General features: G+C 40.0%; 28 protein-coding genes and 1 tRNA gene. 16 read left to right on the forward strand and 13 right to left on the reverse strand.

Features of this window, described 5'->3' with window-relative positions:
• The first annotated feature begins 26 nt into the window (after positions 1–26).
• The 7 genes from CJ263_RS08775 to CJ263_RS08805 all read left to right on the forward strand — a co-directional run bounded on the left by CJ263_RS08775 (position 27) and on the right by CJ263_RS08805 (position 6,115).
• On the forward strand, positions 27–710 hold the full coding sequence (locus CJ263_RS08775; RefSeq protein WP_094996921.1) for a hypothetical protein: 684 nt from the start codon (positions 27–29) through the stop codon (positions 708–710).
• 61 nt (positions 711–771) lie between these two features.
• Positions 772–1,443, forward strand: coding sequence for a 16S rRNA (cytidine(1402)-2'-O)-methyltransferase (gene rsmI / locus CJ263_RS08780; protein WP_094996922.1), 672 nt, complete (start codon positions 772–774; stop codon positions 1,441–1,443).
• 105 nt (positions 1,444–1,548) lie between these two features.
• Positions 1,549–1,923, forward strand: coding sequence for a hypothetical protein (locus tag CJ263_RS08785; protein ID WP_094996923.1), 375 nt, complete (start codon positions 1,549–1,551; stop codon positions 1,921–1,923).
• A gap of 160 nt (positions 1,924–2,083) precedes the next feature.
• Positions 2,084–2,884 (forward strand): MbnP family protein, encoded by an 801-nt coding sequence (locus tag CJ263_RS08790; protein WP_094996924.1) that lies wholly within the window; start codon positions 2,084–2,086, stop codon positions 2,882–2,884.
• Positions 2,885–2,937: 53 nt separating this feature from the next.
• Complete coding sequence (locus CJ263_RS08795) at positions 2,938–3,981, forward strand: cytochrome-c peroxidase (RefSeq protein WP_094996925.1); 1,044 nt, start codon at positions 2,938–2,940, stop codon at positions 3,979–3,981.
• Positions 3,982–3,983: 2 nt separating this feature from the next.
• Positions 3,984–4,955 carry a transporter gene (locus tag CJ263_RS08800; protein ID WP_094996926.1) on the forward strand — a complete coding sequence of 324 codons (972 nt, stop codon included), beginning with the start codon at positions 3,984–3,986 and terminating at the stop codon, positions 4,953–4,955.
• A 26-nt stretch (positions 4,956–4,981) separates the two neighbouring features.
• Entirely contained in the window at positions 4,982–6,115 is a 1,134-nt protein-coding gene (locus tag CJ263_RS08805; protein ID WP_094996927.1) for a DUF819 family protein, read from the forward strand.
• 70 nt (positions 6,116–6,185) lie between these two features.
• Here CJ263_RS08805 and CJ263_RS08810 read toward each other — a convergent pair whose 3' ends face one another.
• Both CJ263_RS08810 and CJ263_RS08820 read right to left on the reverse strand, forming a co-directional pair.
• A complete protein-coding gene (locus CJ263_RS08810; protein WP_094996928.1) occupies positions 6,186–6,404 on the reverse strand; it encodes a hypothetical protein in 219 nt (72 codons plus the stop codon).
• A gap of 705 nt (positions 6,405–7,109) precedes the next feature.
• On the reverse strand, positions 7,110–7,712 hold the full coding sequence (locus CJ263_RS08820; protein ID WP_094996930.1) for a carboxymuconolactone decarboxylase family protein: 603 nt from the start codon (positions 7,710–7,712) through the stop codon (positions 7,110–7,112).
• A gap of 58 nt (positions 7,713–7,770) precedes the next feature.
• On the opposite strand from CJ263_RS08820, the gene CJ263_RS08825 reads away from it, so the two are divergent.
• From CJ263_RS08825 to CJ263_RS08845, 5 genes are read left to right on the forward strand one after another with little or no spacing between them, the layout of a single operon-like run.
• Entirely contained in the window at positions 7,771–8,199 is a 429-nt protein-coding gene (locus tag CJ263_RS08825) for an OsmC family protein (RefSeq protein WP_094999178.1), read from the forward strand.
• A 42-nt stretch (positions 8,200–8,241) separates the two neighbouring features.
• A complete protein-coding gene (locus CJ263_RS08830) occupies positions 8,242–8,598 on the forward strand; it encodes a four helix bundle protein (protein ID WP_094996931.1) in 357 nt (118 codons plus the stop codon).
• Between the two features lie 42 nt (positions 8,599–8,640).
• Positions 8,641–10,329 (forward strand): single-stranded-DNA-specific exonuclease RecJ, encoded by a 1,689-nt coding sequence (recJ, locus tag CJ263_RS08835; RefSeq protein WP_094996932.1) that lies wholly within the window; start codon positions 8,641–8,643, stop codon positions 10,327–10,329.
• Positions 10,326–10,721, forward strand: coding sequence for a VOC family protein (locus CJ263_RS08840; protein WP_094996933.1), 396 nt, complete (start codon positions 10,326–10,328; stop codon positions 10,719–10,721). Before recJ ends, CJ263_RS08840 begins: the two co-directional genes overlap by 4 nt.
• A gap of 3 nt (positions 10,722–10,724) precedes the next feature.
• Positions 10,725–11,993 (forward strand): MFS transporter, encoded by a 1,269-nt coding sequence (locus CJ263_RS08845; protein WP_094996934.1) that lies wholly within the window; start codon positions 10,725–10,727, stop codon positions 11,991–11,993.
• 24 nt (positions 11,994–12,017) lie between these two features.
• Here CJ263_RS08845 and CJ263_RS08850 read toward each other — a convergent pair whose 3' ends face one another.
• The 3 genes from CJ263_RS08850 to CJ263_RS08860 form a co-directional block, all read right to left on the reverse strand.
• Positions 12,018–12,386 (reverse strand): hypothetical protein, encoded by a 369-nt coding sequence (locus CJ263_RS08850; protein WP_158657117.1) that lies wholly within the window; start codon positions 12,384–12,386, stop codon positions 12,018–12,020.
• A gap of 93 nt (positions 12,387–12,479) precedes the next feature.
• Complete coding sequence (locus tag CJ263_RS08855; RefSeq protein ID WP_094996936.1) at positions 12,480–13,241, reverse strand: UDP-2,3-diacylglucosamine diphosphatase; 762 nt, start codon at positions 13,239–13,241, stop codon at positions 12,480–12,482.
• Positions 13,242–13,270: 29 nt separating this feature from the next.
• Positions 13,271–13,720 carry a 6-pyruvoyl trahydropterin synthase family protein gene (locus CJ263_RS08860; RefSeq protein ID WP_094996937.1) on the reverse strand — a complete coding sequence of 150 codons (450 nt, stop codon included), beginning with the start codon at positions 13,718–13,720 and terminating at the stop codon, positions 13,271–13,273.
• 87 nt (positions 13,721–13,807) lie between these two features.
• Between CJ263_RS08860 and CJ263_RS08865 the strand changes: the two genes are divergently transcribed.
• Complete coding sequence (locus tag CJ263_RS08865; protein ID WP_094996938.1) at positions 13,808–14,452, forward strand: 2OG-Fe(II) oxygenase; 645 nt, start codon at positions 13,808–13,810, stop codon at positions 14,450–14,452.
• A 164-nt stretch (positions 14,453–14,616) separates the two neighbouring features.
• On the opposite strand, the gene CJ263_RS08870 is transcribed toward CJ263_RS08865, so the two are convergent.
• The 3 genes from CJ263_RS08870 to CJ263_RS08880 are packed head-to-tail and all read right to left on the reverse strand — an operon-like array spanning position 14,617 to position 17,248.
• Positions 14,617–15,384 (reverse strand): enoyl-CoA hydratase/isomerase family protein, encoded by a 768-nt coding sequence (locus tag CJ263_RS08870; protein ID WP_094999179.1) that lies wholly within the window; start codon positions 15,382–15,384, stop codon positions 14,617–14,619.
• A 21-nt stretch (positions 15,385–15,405) separates the two neighbouring features.
• Entirely contained in the window at positions 15,406–16,740 is a 1,335-nt protein-coding gene (locus CJ263_RS08875; protein WP_094996939.1) for an MATE family efflux transporter, read from the reverse strand.
• A gap of 7 nt (positions 16,741–16,747) precedes the next feature.
• Positions 16,748–17,248, reverse strand: coding sequence for a GNAT family N-acetyltransferase (locus CJ263_RS08880; RefSeq protein ID WP_094996940.1), 501 nt, complete (start codon positions 17,246–17,248; stop codon positions 16,748–16,750).
• Positions 17,249–17,299: 51 nt separating this feature from the next.
• On the opposite strand from CJ263_RS08880, the gene CJ263_RS08885 reads away from it, so the two are divergent.
• Both CJ263_RS08885 and CJ263_RS08890 read left to right on the forward strand, forming a co-directional pair.
• A complete protein-coding gene (locus CJ263_RS08885; protein WP_094996941.1) occupies positions 17,300–18,097 on the forward strand; it encodes a universal stress protein in 798 nt (265 codons plus the stop codon).
• 52 nt (positions 18,098–18,149) lie between these two features.
• Positions 18,150–18,223, forward strand: a tRNA-Ala gene (locus tag CJ263_RS08890).
• A gap of 48 nt (positions 18,224–18,271) precedes the next feature.
• Here CJ263_RS08890 and CJ263_RS08895 read toward each other — a convergent pair.
• Both CJ263_RS08895 and CJ263_RS08900 read right to left on the reverse strand, forming a co-directional pair.
• Positions 18,272–19,204, reverse strand: coding sequence for an ion channel (locus CJ263_RS08895; RefSeq protein ID WP_094996942.1), 933 nt, complete (start codon positions 19,202–19,204; stop codon positions 18,272–18,274).
• A 47-nt stretch (positions 19,205–19,251) separates the two neighbouring features.
• The gene (locus CJ263_RS08900) at positions 19,252–20,571 is read right to left on the reverse strand and encodes a sugar porter family MFS transporter (RefSeq protein WP_094996943.1); all 1,320 of its coding nucleotides are present in this window, start codon (positions 20,569–20,571) and stop codon (positions 19,252–19,254) included.
• 108 nt (positions 20,572–20,679) lie between these two features.
• Between CJ263_RS08900 and CJ263_RS08905 the strand changes: the two genes are divergently transcribed.
• The gene (locus tag CJ263_RS08905) at positions 20,680–21,390 is read left to right on the forward strand and encodes an SDR family oxidoreductase (RefSeq protein WP_094996944.1); all 711 of its coding nucleotides are present in this window, start codon (positions 20,680–20,682) and stop codon (positions 21,388–21,390) included.
• A 1-nt stretch (position 21,391) separates the two neighbouring features.
• Here CJ263_RS08905 and CJ263_RS08910 read toward each other — a convergent pair whose 3' ends face one another.
• From CJ263_RS08910 to kbl, 3 genes are all read right to left on the reverse strand, one after another.
• On the reverse strand, positions 21,392–24,157 hold the full coding sequence (locus CJ263_RS08910) for a PD-(D/E)XK nuclease family protein (protein WP_229702397.1): 2,766 nt from the start codon (positions 24,155–24,157) through the stop codon (positions 21,392–21,394).
• Between the two features lie 51 nt (positions 24,158–24,208).
• On the reverse strand, positions 24,209–25,549 hold the full coding sequence (locus CJ263_RS08915; protein ID WP_094996945.1) for an OmpA family protein: 1,341 nt from the start codon (positions 25,547–25,549) through the stop codon (positions 24,209–24,211).
• Between the two features lie 113 nt (positions 25,550–25,662).
• Complete coding sequence (kbl, locus tag CJ263_RS08920; protein ID WP_094996946.1) at positions 25,663–26,856, reverse strand: glycine C-acetyltransferase; 1,194 nt, start codon at positions 26,854–26,856, stop codon at positions 25,663–25,665.

Here is a 26,856-nt window from a genome sequence, read left to right on the forward strand (position 1 = left end):
AGAGCAGAATAAACTAATTTGATGTTATGAAGGAAAAACTAAAGGCGGAATTAATAAAAATGTCCACGGATATCATTACTTCCAGGAAGATTAATGACATTACGGACCTGTACGAGGCTGCTAAAAAGTTATATGAAAAAATCGCGGTGCTCAAGTTTATAGATGAGGAGTTGAACGACATTCAGGTAGATGTTTCCAAAAACGTGATTGCGGAAAAATTCGAAAAGATGGCCAAGGCCGTAATGAGTGCCAATACATCGGTTCCGGAAAGTAATCCACATGAGGAGGATATCATGACTCCAGGAATGGATACCATAAAGGACATGGTTTCAGAAATGCCCAATTCAGATAATTTAGAAGAGGTTCTTACAGAATTTATGTCCAATCCTGAATTAATGAAAAATGACAAGGATTTGTTCATGCCTCCAATCGGCGTTAAAAAACCTGAAACTCCTAAATCACTTAACGATAGACTTGTAACAAAAGAATTAAAGGTAGATTTAAACAATAAGCTAGGGTTTATAAAACATTTGTTCAATGGAAGTGCCGAGGATTATAATAGAGTTTTATCCCAATTGAGTACAATTGATACTCATGAACGATCGGTTTCCTTCATAAAGAATATGGTAAAACCCGATTATAATAACTGGGAAGGAAAGGAAGAGTATGAAATGCGTTTCATGGAACTGTTGGAACGTAGATTTTCTTAAATACTGAAAATATTTATTGAAAGGGCCCAACACTTGGTGTTGGGTCTTTAATTTTGGGTCTATGGGGAAACTTTACATTGTGCCAACTCCCATTGGCAACTTGGAGGATATTACGTTAAGGGCCATTCGTCTGCTAAAGGAGGTCGATTTAATATTGGTCGAGGATACACGTACCAGTGGAAAGCTTTTACAACATCTTGGGGTTTCTACTCCCATGCAGAGTCACCACATGCACAATGAACACAAAACGGTGACAGCGATCGTTAACCGATTACAGGGCGATGCGTCCATCGCCTTGATTTCCGATGCGGGTACGCCCGCCATTTCCGATCCCGGATTTTTGTTGACCCGCGCCTGCGTGGAAGCAGGTGTTGAAGTAGAATGTCTTCCGGGTGCAACGGCTTTTGTCCCTGCATTGGTGAATAGTGGCCTGCCCAATGATAAATTCGTTTTTGAAGGTTTTTTACCGGTTAAAAAAGGAAGGCAGACCCGCTTGACCCTTTTGGCGGAAGAAACAAGAACCCTGATTTTTTACGAATCCCCGCACAAGTTATTAAAGACCCTTGCCCATTTTGTAGAATATTTTGGAGGGGATAGGCCTGTTTCAGTATCTCGGGAACTTACCAAAATGTACGAGGAAACTGTTCGCGGAACCGCCGAGGAAGTTTTAAGGCATTATTCTGAAAAACCTCCCAAAGGAGAAATTGTTATTGTCGTAGGGGGTAAAAAATAAATTTCTACTTGAACCTTAGAAAAGAACTCCTTTTTAAATAGTTAATTGTACATATTATTTATGATAAATTCATGAAGCTACATATCTTAGCGGCGAATTTTGGAAATGAGAAAAAGCCTATCATTACTTTTTACCTTCCTATACCTTATGGCTATGGTAAAACCTGTAATGCCTGTATTGGAATATCTCTACAACCAAGATTATATAGCTGAAGTCCTTTGTATAAACAAGGATAAACCTATGCTCAATTGTGACGGAAAATGTTACTTGGCCAAAATGATCAAGGAACAGCAGAAGGAAAAGCAACACCAAGATGTTCCTTCGGTAGACTTAAGGGAGTATCCAATCGGTTTCGTTGATATTCTTGAGTACGGCTTCGTTACAAATATAAATTCCAAAAAAACTATTATTTCCTGGAAGAACCTTTATCAAGGTAAACACAACGCTTCCATTTTCCACCCACCAAATACTATAGTTTAAATAAGAATTAGCTACAACGTACATTTTCATTTAATAGTGAAAGTGTAATGTTATGTACGTCTATCCCTGTCGATTATACGATTTGGGGATTAATAAATGTATTCAATTCACAAGGGTATCAACACTAAAAGAATAGTGTATGCCCATTATTTAAACTATTATGAAATTTTTATATAAACTTTTACCTGCAGTTTTTTCATTATGCCTATTCATGGCTTGTAACGATGACGATAATATGGAAGAACTGAGTGGAGAAGGAACCGTTAAACTAACATTCGACAACAGCTTTGGGTCTGATGATTTGTTGTTGGGGGCTTCCTCCTATACGAATTCACAAAATGAAGTTTTGACTATTTCAAGACTCAATTACATTGTAAGCAATTTCACCTTGACCAATGATATGGGGGAAACATTTACGTACCCCAAGGACGACAGTTATTTTATTACAAGCGAGGAAACGGGAGAGACCGAAATCTCTTTGACCAATGTACCCGCCGGCAGATATGTCTCCGTAACGTTTGGGATAGGTGTGGACCAAGAGAAATACCTCCAAGGTGCCGATGGTCAAGGGACATTCCTGGCCAAAGCCGAGGAGACCAACATGATGTGGTCTTGGCAGGCGGGCTATAAGTTCTTAAACTTTGAAGGAACTTTTACCTCACCAACGGTAACCGAACCTACAAATTTCAAGATACATATGGGAAGCCATGGTTCCAGTTTGGACAATTACAAGGAAGTAACCCTAAACTTAGGTACTGAAGCTTTGGTCAGTGACGAAATGAACCCAATAATCCACATGGTTGCCGATGCAAACGCAATTTTGGACGGGGCCAATAAAATTTCCCTTTCCGAACAAGCCGTTATTATGGTCAGTGAGGAGAAATCTCCAAAAATAGCTGTAAATACGGCCGGTATGTTTACCGTAGATCATGTTCACAACGGTTCTGGAGATACACACTAATATGAAATTGGGCTGTTTCGGCAGCCCAATTTTCTTTACTAAAAAAAGTAAGAATGAAATTTTTATATAGCATTTTGATGCTGGGCGTTTTAATGTCCTGCTCAAATGATGATGAATATGACAGCTTTGAGGAAAACGAACCATTGGAACTGGTTGTTCCCGAGAATTTTCCGGAAATAGCCTATAATATGGAAAGCAATCCACCGACAAAATTCGGCTTTGAATTGGGAAAGAAACTGTTCTATGATGGCAAACTTTCGGCTAATGGATTTATTTCCTGCGGCTTTTGCCATGAACAGCGTTTTGCCTTTACCCACCATGGACACCAGTTTAGCCACGGAATAGATGACTTAACGGGAACAAGAAATACGCCATCGATTTCCAATATGGCCTTTATGAACGAATTTACTTGGGACGGTGCCACGTCAAACTTGGACCTTTTTCCCATCATACCGATAACCAACGAGGTAGAAATGGGAGAAACTATGACCAATGTTATAAGCAAAATACAGGCCGATGAAGCATATCAAAAAGCATTTAATGCGGCCTTTGAGGAAGGCGGGGTAAACACCGAGAATTTTTTAAAGGCATTGTCCCAATTTATGGTCATGATGGTTTCTTCCAACTCCAAATATGATAAATACGTAAGAGGGGAAGATGGTGTACAGTTTACCGAAAAAGAGGTGTTAGGTCTAAATGTCTTTAAAGCGAAATGTGCTTCTTGCCATGCTACCGATTTGTTTACGGACGGAAGTTTCAGGAACAACGGACTACCGCCGAACCCGTCGTTAAACGATATAGGAAGGGCAGAGGTCAGTGGTGGCGTTGCGGACAATTATAAATTTAAGGTGCCAAGTCTCAGGAATGTTTCCCTTACCGCTCCCTATATGCATGACGGTAGGTTCGGCAGTCTGGAATCGGTGTTGAATTTTTACACCAATGGTATGATTGATTCCCCCACTTTGGACGATAGTCTAAGGTCTGAGGATAAAATTGGAATTCCTTTGGACGACACCGAAAAGGAAGGGCTGTTGGCTTTTTTGGAAACCTTGACAGACGACACTTTTATCAACGATAAACGATTTTCAGAGTATTGATTATGAAGAAGAGACTACTATTGGTTTTGTCCCTGGCAACCACTGTATTTGTAAATGCCAATGATGATAAGCTGCTCCCGGAATCCTGTATTTGGACGGGCACAATGTTTGAGGATTTTTGTGATACTTGCGGCTGCGGTGGCAATGGCGGCAGCATGGGTTTTGGAACGGGATTGAACAACAACTTTATAGGACTTAGGTATATTGGCCAAAAATATCGTTCGCGTGATGGGATTTTTGATAATTCACCGTGGATTAACGAAAACTTCAATACCGTTCAGGTTTGGGGCAAATTTCCAATAGGGAATAGGTTTTTGGTCAATGCCTTGGTTCCCTACCATGCCCACAATAGAAGATTTTCGGACAATACCGAGCAAGAAATCAAGGGAATTGGGGATGCTACCTTACTGGCCTTTTATCAAGTTATAGCCCCTACTCCGGACAGCATCATTTCCATAAAACCAAAACATATTTTGCAGTTGGGGGGTGGAGTGAAGCTTCCAACAGGTAGCTTTAACGAAGAAAACCTGGAAGGCAGCATCAATCCCAGTTTTCAGTTGGGAACAGGTAGCTGGGATTATATTTTAGCCGCTAACTATGGGCTTACCCACAGAAATTGTGGGATTTCCGCACTTGTAAACTATACCATAAAAACCGAAAATAGTGTTTCATACCTATTTGGGAATCAGTGGAACTTGGCCGTCAATAGTTTTAAGACCTATTACCTATCGGATACTTGGTCGTTTACCCCGCAACTGGGTCTTGGAGCGGAGTATTTTGATAAGAACAAGGAGTTTGGTTTGGTGGTTAACGATACGGGCGGGGAAGTTTACTTTGGCCGACTGGGGCTCGAGGCCAATTACAATAGGTTTGCCTTGGGAGTTTCCGGTATGTTGCCTATTGCCCAAGATTTAAATAATGGTAAAGTGGAGGTGAAAAACAGGGTGATGTTGTATTTGAATATCAATATATAAACCTATAAATAACTTAAATTGGGACCATGTTAACGCCATGGTTCATTTCTGGGTTTACCGTGATTGTGGTCTATTTTTTGGACCGATGGGAAAATAGGCATATAAAATCCTTGTTCGATTGGGTTCCTGCCATTTTACTCGCTTACATTATTCCTGCCGTTATTTCGTATGTCTTCAAGGTAGACTATTCACAGGCCGATATTCACGACTTTAGTAGGAATTACTTTATTCCCTTGGCCATCATCGCCGTGATGAGCAGTTTATCCCTGGGTCAGTTGAAGCCCATAGGCTATAAGCCGATATTAGTTTTTCTGGCAGGCTCCTTTTTTATTGCTCTTTTTCCTATAGTCCTTATGCTACTTTTTTCTGACACCGATTTGATTTCAAAAACCTTGGTAACGGAAAACTATTGGATGGGCATACCGCCAATTGTCGGCAGTTGGATTGGGGGAAGTACGAGTCAGCTCGTATTGAAGGAATTAGTGGAATGCCCGGAGAATATCTTTTTGACCGTTTTGGTGATGGATAATATTTTGGTGAACGTTTGGACGATTCTCATGTTCCAAACCATTAAAAAAAGTGATTGGTTAAATAGAAGGTTTCGGGTATCGGATGTTGCCATTCCAGAGGATATCCGTTTGGAAAAAGGAAGCAAATGGAAACCATGGCTGTGTGCCTTGGTGCTACTTATCATTGTGGTTGTAAGCAATTACCTTATTGACAGCTTCATTGTAAAAGTGGTGCTACTTTCCTTTATAGGGTTGGGGTTGAGCAATTTTATACCGAAATGGAACTTTGGATTCGCCCTAAAGGCTGGGGGAATCTTGATTATCGTGGTGATGGCGGTATTGGGATTGAAATTGCAAATCGCCACACTAGGTTTTAATCTTCCTTTTTTCGGGTTTTTATGTGTGTGGCTTTTGGGCCATTTTATTTTTATGGTCTTGGTGGCCAAATTGTTGAACGTAAACATGGCCTGGGTGCCTATCGCCAGTATGGCCAACGTGGGAGGTATTGCCACGGCACCTGCGGTTACGGCGGCTTATAATCTCAAATGGATGCCCCATGCCATAGTATTGGCCATTTTAAGCATGGCTACCAGTACCTTTTGGGGAATGTTGACGATATGGTTGTTTAGGGCTTTTGTGGTGAATGGGTAAAATTCATACAAAATATCTAGTTACGGCTCACTTTTTCGGTCTTTCACTTAAAAATTTGAAAGAAAGTGGTTTAAAGATAATCTTGTTCCTTTTTATTTCCATTCTTCCTTTCGATGTATTTTACAATCCCGTGCCGTACGGCGATTAGAGCGGATAAGGGTATTGATACAGGTTTTATGATCTTCTCAAAGAAGTCTCCTATGGTATCGATTTTCATGTTCGGCATTGCCCAGAAGCAAACTACCAGAACCAGTACAAAGATTAAGACCGCTAATAGATTTTTGTTCATGATTATTTTAATATAAATAGTGTCGTTTTTGCTCAAGCGTTATAAATTTTCAGTTAGGCGGTTTCAAGCTATAATTTTTGTCTACCATTTAAAAGGACACATCCTTTTGAACCATTTCCGAGCAAGTTATTTATTAGTCTTGGCCAAAAAAAGAACAAAAAAAACCACCCTACATTTTTCAATGAGCTTTAAATCCTTTAACATTTTTTAATTTGTGAAATACATTTCTCCACTAGTTTGAGTTTTGAAACAATCTTTGTTAGAATATTTCTTCAAAAACAAACTTATGTTTTAAAGTCTTAAAAAAATTTATAGACTTTTCGCTGTAAAGCAAATGATATCGGGTTTCAAAAAAAAAGAACAAAAAAAACCACCCTATTCATATTATGATATAATAGCTGCAAAGTCATTTTCCAGAAAAGAAAAAACCTCACTAAAAAGCAAGGTTATTTTTTCTTTAAACAACTACATTAGTTTTATCTGAGTAATAATATGATTAAGACTTCTCGACTGCGCTCGAAGTGACGGAAAAATCATTTTTTTACCAACAACCAACAACCAACAACCAACAACCAACAACCAACAACCAACAACCAACAACCAACAACCAACAACCAACAACCAACAACCAACAACCAACAACCAACAACCAACAACCAACAACCAACAACCAACAACCAACAACCAACAACCAACAACCAACAACTAATACCGAGAGCCGTCATGCTTACCCTTCTCCCAACCATGTTTGCCCAAATATTGGTCGGCACTTTCCACGGCTCCATTTTCTATCGAAGTCCCCATAGAGTCATTCCAACGGTTGAGGTAGCCAAAAAGTGAAATCACACCCAGCATTTCCACAATTTCACCTTCGTCCCAATATTTGTAAAGCCGTTCCTTTATTTCGGCATCCACGGTATTGGGCACTTGGGAAGCCTGTAGGGAAAAATCCAATGCGGCCCGTTCTGCATCGGAGAAAGCGGGATGGGTACGGTATTCCCATATATTGTCCAGTTGTTCCTGTTCTGCGCCATAACGTTCGGCAGCCCTAATGGCATGGGCCTGGCAATAACGGCATCCTGTTGCATTACTACTTACCCAGGCAATCATTCTTTTTAATGCCGAAGTGACCCTGCCCTCATTGGCCATGACGGCTTTATTGAGATTGATGAACGCTTTGGATATGGCAGGCCGGTGCTGCATAGTCAAAACGGAATTAGGGCAAAATCCTAGGGTTTCATTGAAAAACTCCGCTAGTTTTTTGGTTTCCGGGTCATGGTTGGGATCAAGGGGATTTACAAGTGCCATAGGATACGTTTTAGACCATAATTATGGTATTTTTGTATTCCACAAGAAACAAAATATTATGGGTACTACAAATCATATTACCACCAAGTGGTTGGGAAACATGGCCTTTGAGAGCAATAATCCCTCAGGGCAAACTATACGGATAGATATCGCCAAGGAAGACGGTGGCGACGGTAGTGGGGTAAGACCCAAAGCTCTTATGCTATCCGGATTGGCGGGGTGTTCGGGCTTGGATGTTGCCGCACTTATCAAAAAAATGAAACTGGAGGTAATCGATTTTCACATCGAAACCATCGCCAATCTTACGGACGAACATCCCAAATACTATGACAAGGTCCTAATTGAATACCATTTTCATGGACCCAATCTGGATGAGAAAAAGTTACAACGCGCGGTAGATCTTTCTGTAGAAAAATATTGCGGAGTGATGGAGATGTTCCGGAGGTTTGCTGTATTGGATATTAAAACTATATTTCACCATAGTTAAATATCAAGTGCAAAATTCAAGTTCAAGCCCAACTGAATTTACATGAATTCCGATAAAAAGTTTGATTTGGAGGATAGACTCGTATGTTTTGCGGCGGATATCGTTTTCTTCTGCAAAGATATGCCCTCAGATATGACAGGTCAATATTATGGTAACCAACTGTTGAGACCTGGTGGTAGTTCTGCATTGAATTTTGGCGAAGCACAGGGAACAAACTCAGATAAAGATTATATCAACAAGGTCTCGATTACTCTAAAAGAATTGAAGGAATCCCGAGTTAATTTAAGAATCTTGGACAGGGTGAAATATGTAGGCAACTCCATGAGAAGTAAATTGTTGAACGAAGTAGAGCAACTTGTAAGAATTATTGCTACTATTATCAAGAACAAAAAACAATGACAAGACCCGATTGAATTTGAGTTTGAACTTGAACTTTAGAAAATGCGCTGGACAATAAAACCAAAACCCGAACAATCTAAAATCGACTCTTTAGCCGATGCCTTGGGTGTGGATGATATTGTCGCACATTTATTGCTTCAGCGCGGAATTTCCACGTTTGAGGAGGCCAAAAAATTTTTTCGCCCGCAATTGGAGGATTTACACGATTCTTTTTTGATGAAGGATATGGATTTGGCCGTTTCAAGAATAGAAAAGGCCATTTCCGAAAGCGAGAATATTTTAATTTATGGGGATTATGATGTGGACGGTACTACGGCCGTGGCGCTTGTCTCGTCTTATCTACTTTCCTATTATCCCAATGTGGCCACCTATATTCCTGACAGATACGACGAGGGTTATGGGGTTTCCTATAAGGGTATCGACTTCGCCGAGGATAATGGGTTTAGCTTGATCATTGCCTTGGATTGTGGCATCAAGGCTATTGAAAAGGTTGAATATGCCTCCAAAAAAGGAATCGATTTTATCATCTGTGACCACCATAGACCGGATTCGGTTTTACCCCCGGCGGTTGCGGTATTAGACCCCAAAAGAGAGGACTGTACCTATCCTTATGATGAACTTTGTGGCTGCGGGGTAGGATTTAAACTTGTACAGGCCTTAGGTTCCCGACGAGGGGAAACTATAGATGATTTAGTGTTTTATCTTGATTTAGTGGCTACTGCCATAGGCGCGGATATCGTTCCGATAACTGGAGAGAATCGAATACTGGCATTTTACGGCTTGCAGGTTATCAACCAAAGTCCGCGAGCCGGCTTTAAAGCGATAATTCAACAGGTAAAAAAGACAACGCTTACCATTACCGATGTTGTTTTTATCATTGCCCCTAGGATTAATGCCGCCGGGCGTATGGAACATGGTCAATATGCGGTAAATCTACTTATGGAAAAAGATGTGTCAATTGCCATGGGATTTGCCGCAGAGATTGAAAAATTTAATACGGATAGAAGAGGATTGGATCAGGAAATAACCGAGGAGGCGTTATTGCAAATTCAGGAAAATAAGGAAGAGGATTGTTTTACTTCTGTAGTATTTCGGGAAGATTGGCATAAAGGGGTTATTGGAATTGTAGCTTCGCGATTGACCGAAACCTATTATAGGCCAACCTTGGTTTTTACAAAAAGCGGTGATAAATTGGCGGCCTCGGCCCGATCCGTAAAAGGGTTTGATGTGTACAATGCCTTGGAACGTTGTTCGGATTGTATCGAGCAATTCGGGGGGCATAAATATGCTGCGGGGCTTACCCTCTTGGAGGGACAGTATGAAGTTTTTAAGGAACAATTTGAACAAGTGGTCAAGGATACCATAGACCCGACCTTATTAACTCCGGAGATTACGGTGGACGCCAAAATTGAATTAAAGGACATCACTCCTAAACTCATGCGCATTTTGAAACAGTTTGCACCTTTTGGTCCCGGCAACATGGCTCCTGTATTTATGGCTGAAAAATTAACGGACACAGGATATGCGAGAACAGTAGGACAAGAAGGGGCACATTTAAAGGTTTCGGTTACGCAAGAGGGTAGCCATAAGATTGATGGGATCGGGTTTAATTTAGGGGATAAACTTTCAAAAGTTACCAGTAGAAGACCTTTTAATGCGGTATTTTCCATCGATGAGAACGAGTGGCAGGGAAACATTAGTTTACAACTTAAACTTCGTGATATTCAATGAGGATAGAACATTTGGCCATTTGGGTAAGGGATCTTGAGCGTATGCGAAATTTTTATAAGGATTTTTTCGGAGCTACTTCTGGGAACAAATATGTTAATGAAAGAAAAGGTTTTTCATCCTATTTTTTGAGTTTTCATGACGGTCCAAGATTGGAGTTAATGCATCGACCTGATGTATCTGAGAAAATATTGAAACACGATGTGATAGAGGAATCCTTAGGGTTGATACACTTTGCGATTTCCGTTGGTTCCAAGGAAAAAGTGGATTTCCTGACCGATAAATTAAAACGGTCGGGAATACGGGTCCTTGGAGAGCCACGAACTACCGGTGATGGATATTACGAAAGTTTGGTACTTGACCCAGAAGGGAATAAAATAGAAATTACGGTTTAGGGTATGAGCAAAAACATTGACCCTTACGCAGCCTTACGGTTTAAGGAATTCAATATTTTCTTACTAGTGCGTTTTGCCATGGTCTTTGCATGGTCCATGCAATTTATCGTCATCGAATGGCAAGTCTATTCCTTGACCAAAGACCCTTTATCCTTGGGTATTATTGGTTTAATGGAGGTAATTCCCGCTGTGGGAATGGCATTGTTTGCAGGGCATATCGTAGATCAGAAAGAAAAACGGAACCTTTTGGTGAAGTGTATTTTGGGCTTTTCGGTAATCAGTTTTGGATTATTCGTATTGAGTTGGCCCAGTTTGGAAGATACGTGGGAAACCAAGACCATTTTGTATGGAATCTATGCCCTTGTTTTTATGGGCGGTTTGGTGCGGGCTTTTTTGGGACCTACGATTTTCTCACTTATCGCGCTTATCGTGCCCAAGAAAATCTATCCAAATGCGGCCACATGGAGTAGTTCCACTTGGCAACTGGCATCCGTTTTAGGACCCGCATTGGCCGGTTTTTCCATTAGTTTTATAGGGGTGCATTGGTCTATGTGCGTCATTTTCGGTTTTTCCGTGCTGGCTTTGATAACCTTGTTGCAAATTTCCAGAAAACCCATAATGAATCCGAAGATTGGAGAGCCGATATTTCAAAGTCTAAAGGAAGGTCTAAAGTTTGTTTTCAATACAAAGGCCATTTTAGGAGCTTTGACCTTGGATATGATAGCGGTACTCTTTGGAGGTGCGGTGGCCTTGTTACCTATTTTTGCCCAGGATATTTTACATGTGGGATCGGAGGGGTTTGGAATTCTAAGGGCTGCACCAGCGGTTGGGGCCTCCATAACTATGTTGGGATCCACAAGATTTCCGTTGCATAAAAATGCGGGTAAAAAGTTGTTGTGGGCCGTCTTCGGATTTGGAATATGTATTATTGTCTTTGGAATGTCTACCTATTTTTGGCTTTCCGTGATTGCCCTTTTTGTGAGTGGCGCCGTAGATGGTATCTCCATGATTATCCGCCAAACGATATTACAATTAAAAACACCTGATAATATGCGTGGCAGGGTAGCCTCCGTAAACTCAATGTTCGTAGGCTCTTCCAACGAACTTGGAGCTTTTGAAAGCGGAGTTACCGCCAAGCTCATGGGAACGGTCACTGCTGTAATTTTTGGTGGTAGTATGACCTTATTGACCGTTGGGTTAACGGCATTGGCCTCTCCTTCATTTAGGAAATTGGATCTTTCCAAGGATATTGAGGAGCATGAAAAGGAATAAAATTCATCAAAGTAGGAGCGTAATCTATCTTTTGAAGGTAGCTAAAAGGCCAACGTGAGAGTAAAGTAATTCACTTTCGTTGATATATAGTATTCCTTGTACAGAATCATTGAAGTATAGAATTTGGTCATTATCGTTTCTTCTAAGCTCATACGGATATATACCTGCATTAGGTCCAAAATAGTTCCTTTTGTTTTTGATATAAACTTTGTGGTTAATGGTGTCAAAAGTCCAAGTGATAACTTCCCTATCGTAGTTACTAAATTGACCAGTGAAACCCCCGCCATAACTAATTAAATGCCATTTTCCATATAAGGAATAGTTATTATAGATTTCTTTTTCTTCCTCCTTCGTGCAACCCACCCATAGTAAAAGAAGAACGAATAAGAGCATTGTAATGGGCACTGTTTTTTTCACCATCTCACTTTCCTCCTAAGATGCCATTACGGGTAAAGGTTGCGCCCTTGGAGCGAAAACAGTACGACTTTAATACTTCTCTAAGACTAGGTGCTGCCCATCAAAAACGGCATACGTAAAGTAGTTGATCCAGTCCCCGATATTGGTATATTTTGAAGATTCCGAAAGTGTAATTTCCAAGGGTAAATGCCGATGTCCAAAAATAAAGTGGTCGTAATGTTGGGTTTCCAATTTCCGTTTGGCGTATTGTACTAACCACTCTTTGTCCTCCCCTAAAAATTTAGCGTCATCATCACCGGAAATCAATTTGTTTTTTACCGAGAAGTACTGCGCTACCTTAACCCCGAGGTCCGGATGTAGCCACCTAAAGAACCATTTGGCCACTGGATTGGTAAACAACTTTTTCATCCGCTTGTATCCTTTGTCATCAGGGCCAAGACCATCACCATGACCAACAAAAAAGGAAATGTTGTTAATGAGATACTGTTGCGGTTTGTGGAAAACGGGAATATTCAATTCTTCCTCAAAATAACCGTCCATCCATAGATCATGGTTTCCGACAAAATAGTAGATGGGGATGCCAGAATCTGACAGTTCTGCCAATTTACCCAAGGTTCTGGTAAATCCTTTGGGAACCACCGTCCTGTATTCAAACCAAAAATCAAAAAGGTCACCCAACAAAAAAATGGCTCCGGCATCGTCTTTTACCTTGTCCAACCATGCTACAAACTTTTTTTCGCGCGGTAGACTCGATTCGGCATCCGGTGCACCTAAATGATTGTCGCTTGCGAAATAAACCTTTTTGCCTTCAGGAAGTTCTATGTTGGTCATCAGGGATAAAGATAGGAAATGTTTAAACCTTAGTTGTCACTGGCATACCATTCCGCAAAGGAGGTATCCGTTTCCTGCAGTTTTAGCGAGAAAAGTGCAATGTTATCCGGAAGTCTCGATTTTATTTTTTTGGCAAAGTCAATGACCATGTTTTCGCTGGTGGGTTGGTACTCGGCCAATATCACATTATGCCCTCTTTCCGTCAGCTCTTTGGCAAGATCAACATGGGGCGTGTTTTTATTGAATACAGTGGCATGGTCAAATTTATCCACGATTTCCTCTTTTACGATTTTTTTCAGGTCACCAAAGTCAATGACCATACCCAGTTTCACGTGGGAGGTATCCGTAATGGGCTTACCGATAACGGTTACCGAAAGCTTATAGCTATGTCCATGGACATTGCGGCATTTGCCATCGTAACCATAGAGGGCATGGCCGGTTTCAAAATTGAACTGTTTGGTAATCCTAATATTGCTCATAAGCTCCTGTTGAAGCTACAAAGGTATTCAATTTGTAAAACCGATCTCTTTTAGAATTACATTTGTCGGCTTTTTATACATATCGATATGGCCGGATTGGCAGAGCAACTGGAGTTTGAGGAAAATCCAGTCTATGAACAGCTTATAGAGGACATCCTAAGGGACGGCTATAGTGTTATGGATAATTTTTTCGTCGCGGAAACCGTTGTTGGGCTTCGTGCCGACCTGCTTAATAAATACGAGGAAGATCAGTTTAAAAAGGCAGCCATTGGTAACCGAACCAATGAAATCATTAAATCCGAGATTCGAGGTGATTTTATTCTTTGGATGGATGAAGCCAAGATTAATGAGGTACAAGGACAATTTTTTAAGAGTATCAATGATTTTTCCGTCTATCTGAACAAAACCTGTTTCTTGGGAATCTTGAGGAAGGAATTTCATTATGCCGTTTATCCGGAAGGCAAGTTTTACAAAAGACATTTGGATACTTTTCAAAATGATGACTGCCGAAGGCTTTCCGTGGTTTGTTATCTAAACGAGGATGACTGGTTGCCCGAGCATGGAGGGGAGCTGGTACTGTACCTACAGGATGAAAACGGAAAGGAATTTGCCAAATCCATTTATCCCATGCCGGGAAGGACGGTCATATTCGAAAGCCAAAAAATAGAACATGAAGTAAAGCCTGCCAACCGACAGAGACTTAGCATTACAGGTTGGCTAAAAACCCGGTAATGTCCTAGCGCTTAAATTTGCGCCTAGTACGTATCCTGTTCACAAAATATACGACTACAAGCACAAGGACTAAAAGTGGAAAAATAAGATTTCCGTTCAAAAACTGTAACATATCTATTTAAATCAATTTAGAGCTAACAACGGGATAGGATTTGTCTTATTGCCTATTTTCTAAATTTAGAAAGGGCATTTTTGGTAAAGTCAGACAAAACAAGACCTCCTGTAATGGCGGCTCGTTCAACCAACAACTGTTCCCAGTGATCCGTGTTTTTCCAAAGTACTTTTTTCCATTCGGCTAAACCGTCTGGATTATAGGATGCCAATTGATTCGTGAAAAAATCGAGCTCTTTATCCATTTCAGAAATGGAATCGAAAACCTTGGCGTATAGCCCTTTTTCTTGGGCCCAATAGGCAGTTTTCCATTCTGCAGGAGCCAGCGATAATTCGGACAAGCCACCTGTGCCAATTTTTCGTTCCACGGCAGGTTCTATCACCAAAGGGGCAATCCCAATACTCAATTCGGATAGTTTTATCGAGGCATTTTCATGTGCATAGACATAATCGCATGCAGCCGCTAAACCAACCCCTCCTCCTACGGTCTTTCCCTGAACACGGCCTACAATAACTTTTTTACAGGTCCTCATGGCATTGATGACATGGGCAAAACCACTAAAAAATACCTTGCCTTCTTCCAAATTGGAAACGGACATTAGTTCATTAAAGGAGGCTCCTGCACAAAATGCTTTATTACCTTCGGACTTCAACAGAATAACATGTACATCCTTATTTTCGGATAGTTTGTTGAATTCCTTGGCTAGCCGGTCCAACAATTCAGAAACAAAAGAATTACTTGCCGGATGCCCAAACTCTACGGTAGCCACGTACCCATTAATACTGGTATAAAGACTTCCGTTTTCCCTATCGGTTCCCATCATCTGTTATTTATGTCAAAATTAAGCGTTTTGTAAAAGTGGCCGAAACTTTAACCTGAATTTAAGTACTAGAGCGGCTCCACGGATAAACATCCAAACGGTAAAGGCAATCCAAACTCCTGTAAGTCCCCAATCAAAGTATCGGCTTAAAAACAAAATGGGTACAAATCCCAAGAAAGTGGCCACAAGAAGCGTGTTGCGCAAATACTTCATTTCCCCCAATCCTTTAAAAACACCATCCAAAACAAAGGCGACGGTATTAATGGGAAGGCCCAATATGATAATGTAAAATACACCATAGAAAGTATTCAGCACTAAATCCTCATTGGAAAATAATCGGCCAATGGGTTTATAAAAGAAGAAGGAGACCGCCATGAGGGTTATGCTCACGTAAAATCCGTATGTTACTATTTTTTTCGCCAGCAACCATAGATCATCATAGTTTTTTTCACCCAGAAGCCTGCCCCCCATAATGTTTCCAGCGGCCCCATATCCGTCGATAAAGAAGGCGGAGAAAAGCCATAGGTTTATCGCTATGGTATGGGCCCCAATGTATTTGTCCCCTAATGCAGTGGCTTCCCTAACTGCTAGAATTAAAGCCGTGTTTAGTGCCAAGGCCCTAACAAAGAGATTCAGGCTCATAACCACCAAACGCCCAAGTTCATGGTGGATAGGGAATTTTAGTACCAAGCTGATTTCCGTTTTTTTCCATAATAACCACAAGGCCATAATCGCCATAACAGTCTGTGAAATTAGGCTTGCCCAAGCTGCACCTTCTAAATACATAGGTGCTATAATGCCTTCTATTCCATAGACCAAAATGAAATCCAAAACTACATTAAGTACGGCTCCAGTTATCGCAATGACCATGGGCCAATAGGTGTTTTGAAGCCCCCTAAAGATGCCCATGACCGCAAACACGAACAGGGTAAGGGGAAAGCCCCATACCCTAATGGAGTAATAGCTGATACAATACTCCAAAATTTTCCCGGAGGCATTTAAAAGTTCAAAAATCTCTCGGATAACGAAAACCGTGGACAATAAAATCAAAAGACTCAGGGCTATATTTAGAAAGATAGCTTGCGCAGGCAATGTCTTGACCTCTTCCAATCTCCCAGCTCCCAAATATTGTGAGATTATTGCCGATATGGCACTTCTTGTCTGTCCCAAGACCCAAATGAGCATCGATAAAAAAGAGCCCACGATTCCGGCTGCAGCTAAGGATTCGAGTCCGTCCACCGGTATATTGCCTACGATGGCCGTATCCGTTATGGAAAGTAAGGGCTCTGCGATTCCCGCAACGGTGGCGGGTATGGCCAGGCTATTGATTCGTTTTAAGGTAACTGTAGATTTCAAAATGGTGTTATACTATAAGTTCATAACAATGAAAGGAATAGCTGCTCTGATTTGGAAAGTAAATATCCTCCAATTTTCTATATCCTCTTGCCTCGTAAAACCTTTGGTTTCGGCTGTTTTGGCTAAATGTGTCCAAACGTATCGAAATGAAATCATTTTGTTTGGCAAAATTTTCTGCAAAATCCATTAGTTGTTGGGCATATCCTTTCCCTTGATAATCCGGATGAATGGCCAACCTATGGATATAAAGGTTTTTGGCGTTCGATGTTAGCCAAGCAACGTTTTTATACTCATCATCCATAAGGGTAGAAATGACTATAGATCCAATAAGAGTATGCTCCCTTTTAAGTACATATAATTCTTTTCTTTTAATATCCATCAGAAATTCTTCCTTAGAAGGATACTCTTCCGTCCATTGAAAAATATTTTTGGACTCCATGTTTATTCTACATGCGTTTGTCATTGAAAGAATCTCAGGAATTTCGGATATCTTTGCACGTTGAATCATAAAACGATTTATTAAAATTGTAAATTTAGAGGAATAAACAATAAAACAACCATGAAGAATATCCTTGTTCCCATAGGCACATCACCGGACGCTACAGAAACCTTACAATATGCCGTAGACTTTGCAACCGATTTTGGTGCGCAGGTCTATGTGATGGAAGTTTTTAATATCACCTCAAAAGCGGGAACGTTGGCCAATGTTACCGAAAAGGTAGCGGAAAGCGGAAAAGAACGATTAAAGGGTGTAATCGGTCAAATCGACTCCAAGAATATTGAGATTAAAATAGCTTCCTACAAGGGTGAGTTGGTGGATGGTCTTAAAGAAATAGACAAGGAATTGGGCATAGACTTGATTATACTGGCCCCTAGAAGTAACGATATTCAAGAGGAAGTGTATCTAGGGTATACTTCCGGAAAAATTGTAAAACAGACCAATATACCAACTCTTGTAGTTCCTAAGGGCACTTCATATAAACCTTTTCATAATATTTTAGTTGCCTTTAAATCAGGGATACTTAAGCGTAAGAGAATTTTAAATCCATTGATAACTATTGCTGAAAAGCATAGGACAGAGGTTAACTTATTGCTGGTTAAAACTCCCGGCTACTCTGATGATGATCTAAAAATAAACACGGCATTATTGGACATTAGCTCACAGCTGACCATAACAGAAAATGCAACAACGTATTTAGGGGTATTGGAGCATTTTCAATCCAAACACCCAGAACTACTGTGTGTCTTTAGAAGAAAACGGGGCTTCTTTAAAAAGCTTTGGGAGAAAAGCACAATTTTAAAATCGGAGTTCTCTGTTCCCATTCCGGTATTGATCTTGAGCACAAAGAAAGATTAAGATGGATTTTGATAGGTTGTGAAAAAGTATTTCCTTTGCCTCGCCTAAAAAAGGGGGATTAGCTCAGTTGGCTAGAGCGCTTGCCTGGCAGGCAAGAGGTCACCGGTTCGAATCCGGTATTCTCCACAAAAGCTACACAATCGTGTGGCTTTTTTTGTTTTAAATAAAAATGAATCAATTCAAATCCACCGCAAAGGTTTCGTCAATTCTACCAACGTCTATGGATATTCCCGATTCATCCCTTTTTGCTAGATAAGCGAACTTCTCTCCCCACTTAATTTCTTCAGCCTTATAGGAGGAACGGGAGTAGACCGATTGGGAAAAGGACTCATCGAATGCTTTTATAACCACAATAAATTCAGCATCTTTTTCAAGAAGATTCTCCTTTTTCAGCCCATATATGGGACTATTTTGCGAAATAGGATGCACAATCGTCCACATGGTCGGAAAGAAAACAACCTTAGAACGTTCTAGCTCCAAAGAGTAGAAATCACGTAAATCCGAATTTTCTCTTTTTATGGAAAGGTTTACGTTCACTTCAACCTCCAATAATTGATTGCTCTTTGGATTGACTACCCTAAACATGAATCCGTTGATCTCGTTATATGGGGCAATAACAGCTACGGTACTATATTTAATGGTAGCAAAGGGTTTGGAAAATCTACCATACATAAGACCTGTTGCCAGAGCAAACAAAAGCAGGCCCAAAAGCGATTCTGTAGCTGCGACAATATTGGCGGCCAAGTTCAATGGGGCTATTTGACCATAACCTAAGGTGGTAATGGTCTGGGCACTAAAAAAGAAGGCCTCTATGAACTGGTCTATTTTGGTGGTCCCATATATCCCGGTGAGATGCTCTGTACCAATAATTAGGTAAAGGGAAGCAAATACAATATTAATGATGAAATACCCTAGTCCAAGAATCAGGAAGAATTGAAGCCATGGCATGGAAACCACGGAATGGAAAATATTCATCCTCTCAAAAAAGGATACATTCTCTTTTCTAACGTTAAACGTACCGTCTTTGTTAAGAGCCCTATACCCATTGGAAGGAGATTTGGTATCAAGACCAAGATCATCGTATTTTTCTTTCTTAAAACGTTTCAAACTGTGCTTAAATAACCTTTTCTCCTAGATTTTCAGAAATTCTGACCTCATTTTTTTGCGATAATGATCTTGCTTAATTCCTCCAAGGAAATGCCTTTTGTTTCCGGCATCATGAATCGTACGAAAAGGAGCTGTAAAACCATCATAAAAGCGAAAAAGGCAAATACCGTTCCTGCACCTATACTGGAGAAAAGGAATGGTACTGCCGCCGGAATTGATGCCGCCAAAATCCAATGTACGGAAGATCCAAAGGACTGACCACTTCCCCTCAAATGATTGGGAAAAATCTCCGAAATGAAAACCCAGATGATGGTTCCTTGGCCAATGGCATGGGAAGCTATAAAAATGAAAAGGAACATGGGAACCGCCATGCCTTCCCATTTAAAGAAAAAGGCACAGGCCACTAATGAAAGGGAAATTATATAGCCAATGGAACCAATGTACATCAATTGCCTTCGTCCCAAACGATCAATAAGGTTAATGCCTATCAATGTAAATATCATATTGGTCACTCCTATCCCAACACTGCTGAGAAGCGCCGTGCTTTCACCAAGGCCGGCTTCCTCGAATATTCTAGGGGCGTAATATAAAAATGCATTAATTCCAGAGGTTTGATTAAAAAAGGCAATAAGAAAAGCTAGAATTAGCGGGAATCGATATTTTTTCATGAAAATATGTTCATGACTTTCGGGCCTCACATTATTTTTTTGAATTTCCTCAATCATATCGGCTACGCTTCTGTTGGGGTTTATAATTTGAAGTATTTTCCCTGCTTCCTCCGTTTTGCCCTTCATCAATAACCATCTTGGACTCTTGGGGACGGACAATATAAATATTGTGTATATAATAGCAGGGAATGCCTCTACGCCTACCATCCATCGCCAATCGTTCTCACCGATTCCACTTAATAAGAAGTTTGACAAAAATGCAATTAGTATTCCGAAGACAAGACTAAACTGATAAAAGCCGACGAGCTTGCCTCTTTTGTTTGCCGGTGAGATTTCTGAAATATAGGCAGGGGCCGCAATCGTGGAAACCCCAACACCAATTCCTCCTATGAACCTAAAAAAGGCAAAGGTTATAGGATCATTGGACAATGCGGATCCAATTGCCGATATACTGTACAATAACCCTATGGCTATAAGGGTATTTTTTCTTCCCCATTTATCCGTTGGAATCCCTGCAAAGATTGCCCCTAGGACCGTACCCCAAAGGGCACTTGAAATTACCACCCAACCGTGGAAAGAGTCCGAGCTATCCCAAAGTAGTTGTAATTTTTTGTCAGCACCAGAAATTACAACAGTATCAAAACCAAATAAAAACCCTGCAAGGGCAGCCGTTATGGACCAAAGTACAATTTTGTTCATTTCTTTTTTATTTAAAACTTTTAAATATAGTAAATCAAAACCGTTAAATCTTTAAGCATATCCGCTACTTTATTGGACATGGATTAATAATTTTGTAAAAAATTAAAAATGGAGAACTTAAAAGATAAAGTGGCCTACATAACCGGTGGAACGAAGGGAATAGGGTTAGGGGTTGCCAAAACCCTGTTGGACAATGGAATGAAAGTGGTTATCAGCGGAAGGTCGGATGCCAGTATACAAGAAGGACTTAAGAGTTTGAACGATGAGAACGCCATGGGTGTAGTATCCGATGTTAGTAAAATCGAGGATGAAATGAACGCTGTTAACCAAATCGCTGCTAAATGGGGACAACTGGATGTAGTTTTGGCTAACGCCGGAGTGGGTAATTTTGCGCCAATTGATGAAATGACCGAGGTTCAGTGGCATCAAATGATAGATACCAACTTAAACGGCGTGTTCCATACTTTAAAGGCTTCCATTGAAGAACTTAAAAAATCGAAAGGATACTACATGACCTTGGCCAGTTTGGCGGGTACCAATTTTTTCCCATCGGGGGCGGGTTACAATGCCTCTAAATTTGGGGTAGTTGGTTTTACCCAAGCCGCTATGCTGGATTTGCGCAAGTATGATGTGAAGGTAACCACCATTATGCCCGGATCTGTTGCAACCCATTTCAATAATCATGTTCCCGATGATTCTGATGCATGGAAGATACAGCCAGAGGATATCGGGCAACTTGTATTGGATCTTCTAAAAATGCACTCAAGAACACTGCCCAGTAAAATTGAGGTGAGACCAACTAGACCGGATAAAAAGTAATTCACACTTCTTTTTCTATAAAGGGTATTTTTGGGTTTAGAATTTCTTCAATTAATTTATGGAGTAATTTTTCAAATTCCAGAACAACCTCTTTATTAATAATCGGGTTCTTTTTTGTATCCCTGGGGGATGATTTTTTAGAAAATAATATTAATCCCTCTTTCAAATTTTTTATACTGAATATTCCGGCGTTTATATTTTCAATAGTGTTATCACTGAGGAACATATAGGAATAACAGAGTAATTGAAAAGCCTTGCTGTAATCTTGGGATGCTATGAGATTTTCCCAGTCAACTATTTCCAGGTGCCTTTTCTCCACTTTACCGGTTTTGTAGTCTATAATTCTGATGATTCCATCAAATACATCGATACGGTCAAGTTTTCCTTTAAGAACCACGTTTCTGTTGACGTTGGGAAGAGATACCTGTACATTAAGCTTTTTCTCCAATCCAATTATTTTGACATTGTGATGTAGTAACTCCATAATTTCCTTATCCAAAAAATCATGGATATATCTAATGACTACGTTAAAAACAATTAGGTTTTTACCGCTGTCATAGGCACCATCAAGATATGTTTTTTGAAAGTTTTTATGGACTAAAGATTCAACGGATTCCTTTGCCTTTATAAGTTGGTTTCTATCAATTTCCTTATCCATAAAGGGAGTATAGAGTTCTTCAAGCGTATCGTGGATAATGGTTCCCATAGTGTTGGCCGCTATATTTTCCTCCACTTCCTCTGTATCCTGAATACCTAAAAGGTTTTGTTTGTAAAAATCTATGGGGTTTCTAATATAATTACTTAAGGAGCTAGGAGAAAAACCGTTGTGGGCATAGCTGTATAACAGTTCCATAAGACTGGGACTCTTATCCACAATTTTTTGGGAAATGGTTATGTCTTGAATTTTAGGAGTCGCAATTTTCTCAATAACATCGGTCCTATTTTCATCTGTTAGAATTTGGGTAATAAGTCTACTTTTTTCCCCACCTTCAAGTACATCGGGTTCGGTATTATAAATGAGATATATATTTTTGGCACGTTGCATCAACCTGTAAAAATGATAGGTATAAACAGCATCTTTCTCCTTATAAGTAGGTAATCCGAATTCTATCTTCAAATCGAAGGGAATAAAGGAGTTGTTGGATTTACCTGAGGGTAAAATTCCTTCGTTAACGGAAGTGAGGATTACCGTTTCAAAATCAAGGTTCCTACTTTCCAACATCCCCATAATTTGGAGACCTTCCAAGGGATCTCCTTGAAAATCCATTGTCTCCGATGCAATCAACTGACGAAATAAAACCTTTAGGCCCTTAAGGGAATTTAAATATTCAAATTCATGGGTCAATTCCTTTATCTGATTAAAAAGCGTATGAATTTTATAAAGCTGTTCAAGAGCCAAATAATTATTTTCTTTTTCCAAGATTATTTTTAAAATCTGTATCAATGTCGAACACTTTTCAACAAATTGAGTAGGTGTTTCGTAGTTGAAAAACAGCCTTGAGATTGCTTCCTGGTTGGCTTCAGGGAATCTTGATAGCTCCTTGTTTGATATATAGACCCAATTCTTTAAAAATATGTGGGAAATCAATTCACCAGCATTAATATTGTATTGTTTCAACAGCATTGCGGTAAATGGGTTATGTACAAATGCTGTGAAATCCTTATAAAACCAACCTCTATTGCTTTTGGCAATGTGTAATTCAATAAAGCCCAAGAAAAATGTGGCTATCCCAGATAGTTCCAATTTTTGCCCCATGGTTATGTTTACCGAGGTAATGGTATTTGGAAGGCTATTCAATAATGGATTCAACAAACTTTCATCACCCAGTATAATAGCCGTATCTTTCAATTGACCTGGATTTTCTTTTTGGATATTTTCTATTAGGTCGCCCACAAATTTGGTTTGTGCGATGTTTTTTGGAGTACCTATAACCCTAAGATCCTTATTTTGGTTGTAATGTTGGCTAATACCTTTGATTGGATTTGCTTCGAAATGTTTCCAAGAAGTTTTGTGTTTCCTTATGAAAAGTCCGGCATCGTGAAGCTGGTCCTTGAGAAAGTATTCGTCAAGGTCCCAATATATTTTTGAAATAGAATCATTCAGAATGGCTTGTATAATGGTACTTTCTGAGGTGTTTAGAGCATTGAATCCAATAAATACATGTACTCTTTTTTCTAAATCAATATACTCTTGAATCTTTTCGGAGGCTTTTCTGTATACCAAACCTTGATGCCCAAGATTATTTTTTAAAAGATTAGAATTAAACGCAATGTAAATATGGTACAATTGATTCCAGAAGTGAAGATAATTCTTCATTAAGGAGGTTTTTTTATCTCCGTGGGACCAATGGTTAACTTCTTGTATGGCCGCTAACCCTGATAATAGGGAAGAGGCATCTACAAGATACCTATCTATTTCATTAATGTCCTGAATTAGGGTTTGCCCCCAACTTAAAAAGGATTCAAATGATTCTTTTTCATAAGTACCAACTTGCAGATAGGATTTATATAATTCAAATAATTGTTGTGTTTGGGTAGCATAGGATAAACCGGATATTTTTTCAACGAACTCCTCTATGCTGTATATGTCCGGTGAGATCATTGTTTTACCTACTTTTTTTGAGAGTACTTTTTTTAGAAAGGTTCCAGCTCTCTTACTTGGAAGCACGTATATACTTTTTCCTATATCAACTTGATCGTTGTATAGCTCTTTAATGACATCTTCCAAAAAACTTACCATATATGTAAAAATAAAAAAGCTCCGCATTATGCGGAGCTTTTTGAATATTAAAACACTTAATGTTTATATAAGGTAAACTTATTTTACTAAGTTAATTTCTACCCTTCTGTTTTGTGCTCTACCAGCTCTTGTGTTGTTTGTAGCGATAGGCTTGTCTTTACCATATCCAATAGCTGACAATCTGAACTCTTCGATTCCTTTATCAACCAAGAATTCTTTTACTGAAAGAGCTCTTGACTCGGAAAGACTTTGGTTCAATTTAGCACTACCAACACTATCAGTGTGTCCTTCAACAGTAAATTTAGCATTAGGATATTCATTCAAGATTTGGATGATATCAACCATTACGGAAGTAGACTCAGCTTTGATAGTAGACTTACCTGTGTCGAACAAAATAGTTCTAGCGTAGTCGTTCAATTGCTTTTGAACTTCTTCAGTAACCTCTGGACATCCAGCGTTAGCAACTGTACCAGCAACATCTGGACATTGATCGTCTTTGTCAAGAACACCATCACCGTCAGTATCAGGCCATGGACAACCATTGTTTTCAGATGGACCAGCTTCGTTTGGACACTCGTCATCTTTATCGGCAACACCATCGCTATCTGCATCTGGACAACCAGCTAAAGCAGCTAGACCAGCTTCGTTTGGACAAGCATCATCTTTATCGGCAACGCCATCACCGTCAGCATCTGGACATCCGTTCATTTCTTTAGAACCAGCTTCGTTAGGACAGCTATCCTTGCTATCTTCGATACCATCACCGTCAGCATCTGGACATCCGTTGAACGCCTCTAGACCAGCAACTTCTGGACAAGCATCATCTTTGTCATAAATACCGTCACCGTCAGTATCGGTACCACCAAATTTAACCGAGATACCAGCTAAGTGTTGAAAATGTTTTACACCATAATCTTCGAAAGCGTGCTTGTAAGTAGATTGTAGAGTAAGTCCAAGGTTTTCAGTAAACCAGAGGTTAATACCCAAACCACCGTTTACGGTACCTGCACCAATTTCATCAACCCAAGTATAACCACCACCTACTTCAATGAAAGGTTGGATTACGGTTTCTTTAGTTAGGTTATATTTTATTGTACCATCTATAGCATAATGAGATAGATCATCAACGCTAACGTCGCCCAATTTGCTGATTTTGTTTAAGGAACCTCTAGCCCCTATGGAAAAACCATCGCCAACACTTTTAGATACCCCTACATAAGAAATAGAAGGAAGAATGTTCCAGTGATCGTTTACATTGAAGAATTCATTCCCAAAAGAACTAACGTCCCCAGTAGGGTATACATCGATGGCGTTAGCACCGAACTGCACTTGCCAAGGATTATTCTCGTCTTGCGCTTGTACGTTGTTAAAACCTACAACAAGTAGGACAACAACCAATAATTTGCTAAGATGTTTCATGTTCAAAATTTTAAGTTTTAAGTGTTTATTAGCTGCAAATGTAAGTTGTTAAATATTATTAACAAAATCAATTTCCTGTTTTTTTAACTCATTTAATAGTATAAAATGCGCATTTAAACGATATTCAACTCCTTTCCAACTTTAATAAAGGCATTAATTGCAGCATCTAAATGCCTTTTCTCATGAGCAGCGGATAGCTGTACTCTTATTCTTGCCTTTCCTTTTGGAACAACGGGGTAAAAGAAACCTATTACATAAATACCCTCTTCCAATAGTTTTTCTGCCATTTCTTGAGAGAGCTTCGCATCATAGAGCATTACCGGAACAATAGCCGAATCCCCATCAATAATATCAAACCCGGCTTTTTTCATTCCGGCCTTGAAATACTCGGTGTTTGATTGCAACTTGTCGCGCAGGGAAGTATCGTTGGCCAACATGTCAAATACCTTAATAGAGGCCCCAACAATTGCCGGTGCCAAGGAATTTGAAAACAAGTAAGGTCTTGAACGTTGTCTTAAGATTTCGATAATTTCCTTTTTACCTGTGGTGTACCCGCCCATGGCACCGCCCAATGCCTTTCCTAAGGTGCCCGTTATGATATCGATTCTTCCCAAGACATTTTTTTCCTCTAAAGTCCCGATACCTTTTGGACCTATAAAGCCGGTAGCGTGGCACTCATCAATCATAACCATTGCATCATATGCTTCGGCCAAATCACATATCTTGTCCAATGGTGCTACCAGACCGTCCATGGAGAAAACACCATCCGTGACAATTATTTTAAATCGAGCTTCATTCTCGTTGGCTTTTTTTAGCTGTTTTTCAAGGTCATCCATATCACTATTGGCGTATCGGTACCTTTGAGCTTTACACAGTCTCACCCCGTCAATTATGGACGCATGGTTTAATGAATCGGATATTATGGCATCTTCTGGGCCCAGTAGCGGTTCAAATACTCCACCGTTAGCATCAAAGGCCGCTGCATATAATATGGTATCTTCTGTACCATAGAATTGCGCAATTTTTCGCTCCAGTTCTTTATGAATGTCCTGGGTGCCACAGATAAACCTTACGGAGGACATTCCAAATCCATGTGTGTCCATGGTATCCTTGGCCGCCTGTATGACGTCTGGATGCGAGGATAGCCCTAAGTAATTATTGGCACAAAAGTTAATCACTTCTTCGCCGGTCGAAATTTTTATAACGGCGTCCTGGGGAGAAACGATAATGCGTTCTTTTTTGTAAAGACCGTCTTCCTTTATCTGTTCCAACTCCTGTTGTAAATGTTCTTTTATTTTTCCGTACAT

This window comes from Maribacter cobaltidurans (genome assembly GCF_002269385.1).
GTDB lineage: Bacteria > Bacteroidota > Bacteroidia > Flavobacteriales > Flavobacteriaceae > Maribacter > Maribacter cobaltidurans.

Bases quoted from the DNA above. Each gene is read 5' to 3' on its own strand.
- CJ263_RS08775 (WP_094996921.1), top strand. From the start codon at position 27: ATGAAGGAAAAACTAAAGGCGGAATTAATAAAAATGTCCACGGATATC.
- rsmI (WP_094996922.1), top strand. From the start codon at position 772: ATGGGGAAACTTTACATTGTGCCAACTCCCATTGGCAACTTGGAGGAT.
- CJ263_RS08785 (WP_094996923.1), top strand. From the start codon at position 1,549: ATGAGAAAAAGCCTATCATTACTTTTTACCTTCCTATACCTTATGGCT.
- CJ263_RS08790 (WP_094996924.1), top strand. From the start codon at position 2,084: ATGAAATTTTTATATAAACTTTTACCTGCAGTTTTTTCATTATGCCTA.
- CJ263_RS08795 (WP_094996925.1), top strand. From the start codon at position 2,938: ATGAAATTTTTATATAGCATTTTGATGCTGGGCGTTTTAATGTCCTGC.
- CJ263_RS08800 (WP_094996926.1), top strand. From the start codon at position 3,984: ATGAAGAAGAGACTACTATTGGTTTTGTCCCTGGCAACCACTGTATTT.
- CJ263_RS08805 (WP_094996927.1), top strand. From the start codon at position 4,982: ATGTTAACGCCATGGTTCATTTCTGGGTTTACCGTGATTGTGGTCTAT.
- CJ263_RS08810 (WP_094996928.1), bottom strand. From the start codon at position 6,404: ATGAACAAAAATCTATTAGCGGTCTTAATCTTTGTACTGGTTCTGGTA.
- CJ263_RS08820 (WP_094996930.1), bottom strand. From the start codon at position 7,712: ATGGCACTTGTAAATCCCCTTGATCCCAACCATGACCCGGAAACCAAA.
- CJ263_RS08825 (WP_094999178.1), top strand. From the start codon at position 7,771: ATGGGTACTACAAATCATATTACCACCAAGTGGTTGGGAAACATGGCC.
- CJ263_RS08830 (WP_094996931.1), top strand. From the start codon at position 8,242: ATGAATTCCGATAAAAAGTTTGATTTGGAGGATAGACTCGTATGTTTT.
- recJ (WP_094996932.1), top strand. From the start codon at position 8,641: ATGCGCTGGACAATAAAACCAAAACCCGAACAATCTAAAATCGACTCT.
- CJ263_RS08840 (WP_094996933.1), top strand. From the start codon at position 10,326: ATGAGGATAGAACATTTGGCCATTTGGGTAAGGGATCTTGAGCGTATG.
- CJ263_RS08845 (WP_094996934.1), top strand. From the start codon at position 10,725: ATGAGCAAAAACATTGACCCTTACGCAGCCTTACGGTTTAAGGAATTC.
- CJ263_RS08850 (WP_158657117.1), bottom strand. From the start codon at position 12,386: ATGCTCTTATTCGTTCTTCTTTTACTATGGGTGGGTTGCACGAAGGAG.
- CJ263_RS08855 (WP_094996936.1), bottom strand. From the start codon at position 13,241: ATGACCAACATAGAACTTCCTGAAGGCAAAAAGGTTTATTTCGCAAGC.
- CJ263_RS08860 (WP_094996937.1), bottom strand. From the start codon at position 13,720: ATGAGCAATATTAGGATTACCAAACAGTTCAATTTTGAAACCGGCCAT.
- CJ263_RS08865 (WP_094996938.1), top strand. From the start codon at position 13,808: ATGGCCGGATTGGCAGAGCAACTGGAGTTTGAGGAAAATCCAGTCTAT.
- CJ263_RS08870 (WP_094999179.1), bottom strand. From the start codon at position 15,384: ATGGGAACCGATAGGGAAAACGGAAGTCTTTATACCAGTATTAATGGG.
- CJ263_RS08880 (WP_094996940.1), bottom strand. From the start codon at position 17,248: ATGATTCAACGTGCAAAGATATCCGAAATTCCTGAGATTCTTTCAATG.
- CJ263_RS08885 (WP_094996941.1), top strand. From the start codon at position 17,300: ATGAAGAATATCCTTGTTCCCATAGGCACATCACCGGACGCTACAGAA.
- CJ263_RS08900 (WP_094996943.1), bottom strand. From the start codon at position 20,571: ATGAACAAAATTGTACTTTGGTCCATAACGGCTGCCCTTGCAGGGTTT.
- CJ263_RS08905 (WP_094996944.1), top strand. From the start codon at position 20,680: ATGGAGAACTTAAAAGATAAAGTGGCCTACATAACCGGTGGAACGAAG.
- CJ263_RS08910 (WP_229702397.1), bottom strand. From the start codon at position 24,157: ATGCGGAGCTTTTTTATTTTTACATATATGGTAAGTTTTTTGGAAGAT.
- CJ263_RS08915 (WP_094996945.1), bottom strand. From the start codon at position 25,549: ATGAAACATCTTAGCAAATTATTGGTTGTTGTCCTACTTGTTGTAGGT.
- kbl (WP_094996946.1), bottom strand. From the start codon at position 26,856: ATGTACGGAAAAATAAAAGAACATTTACAACAGGAGTTGGAACAGATA.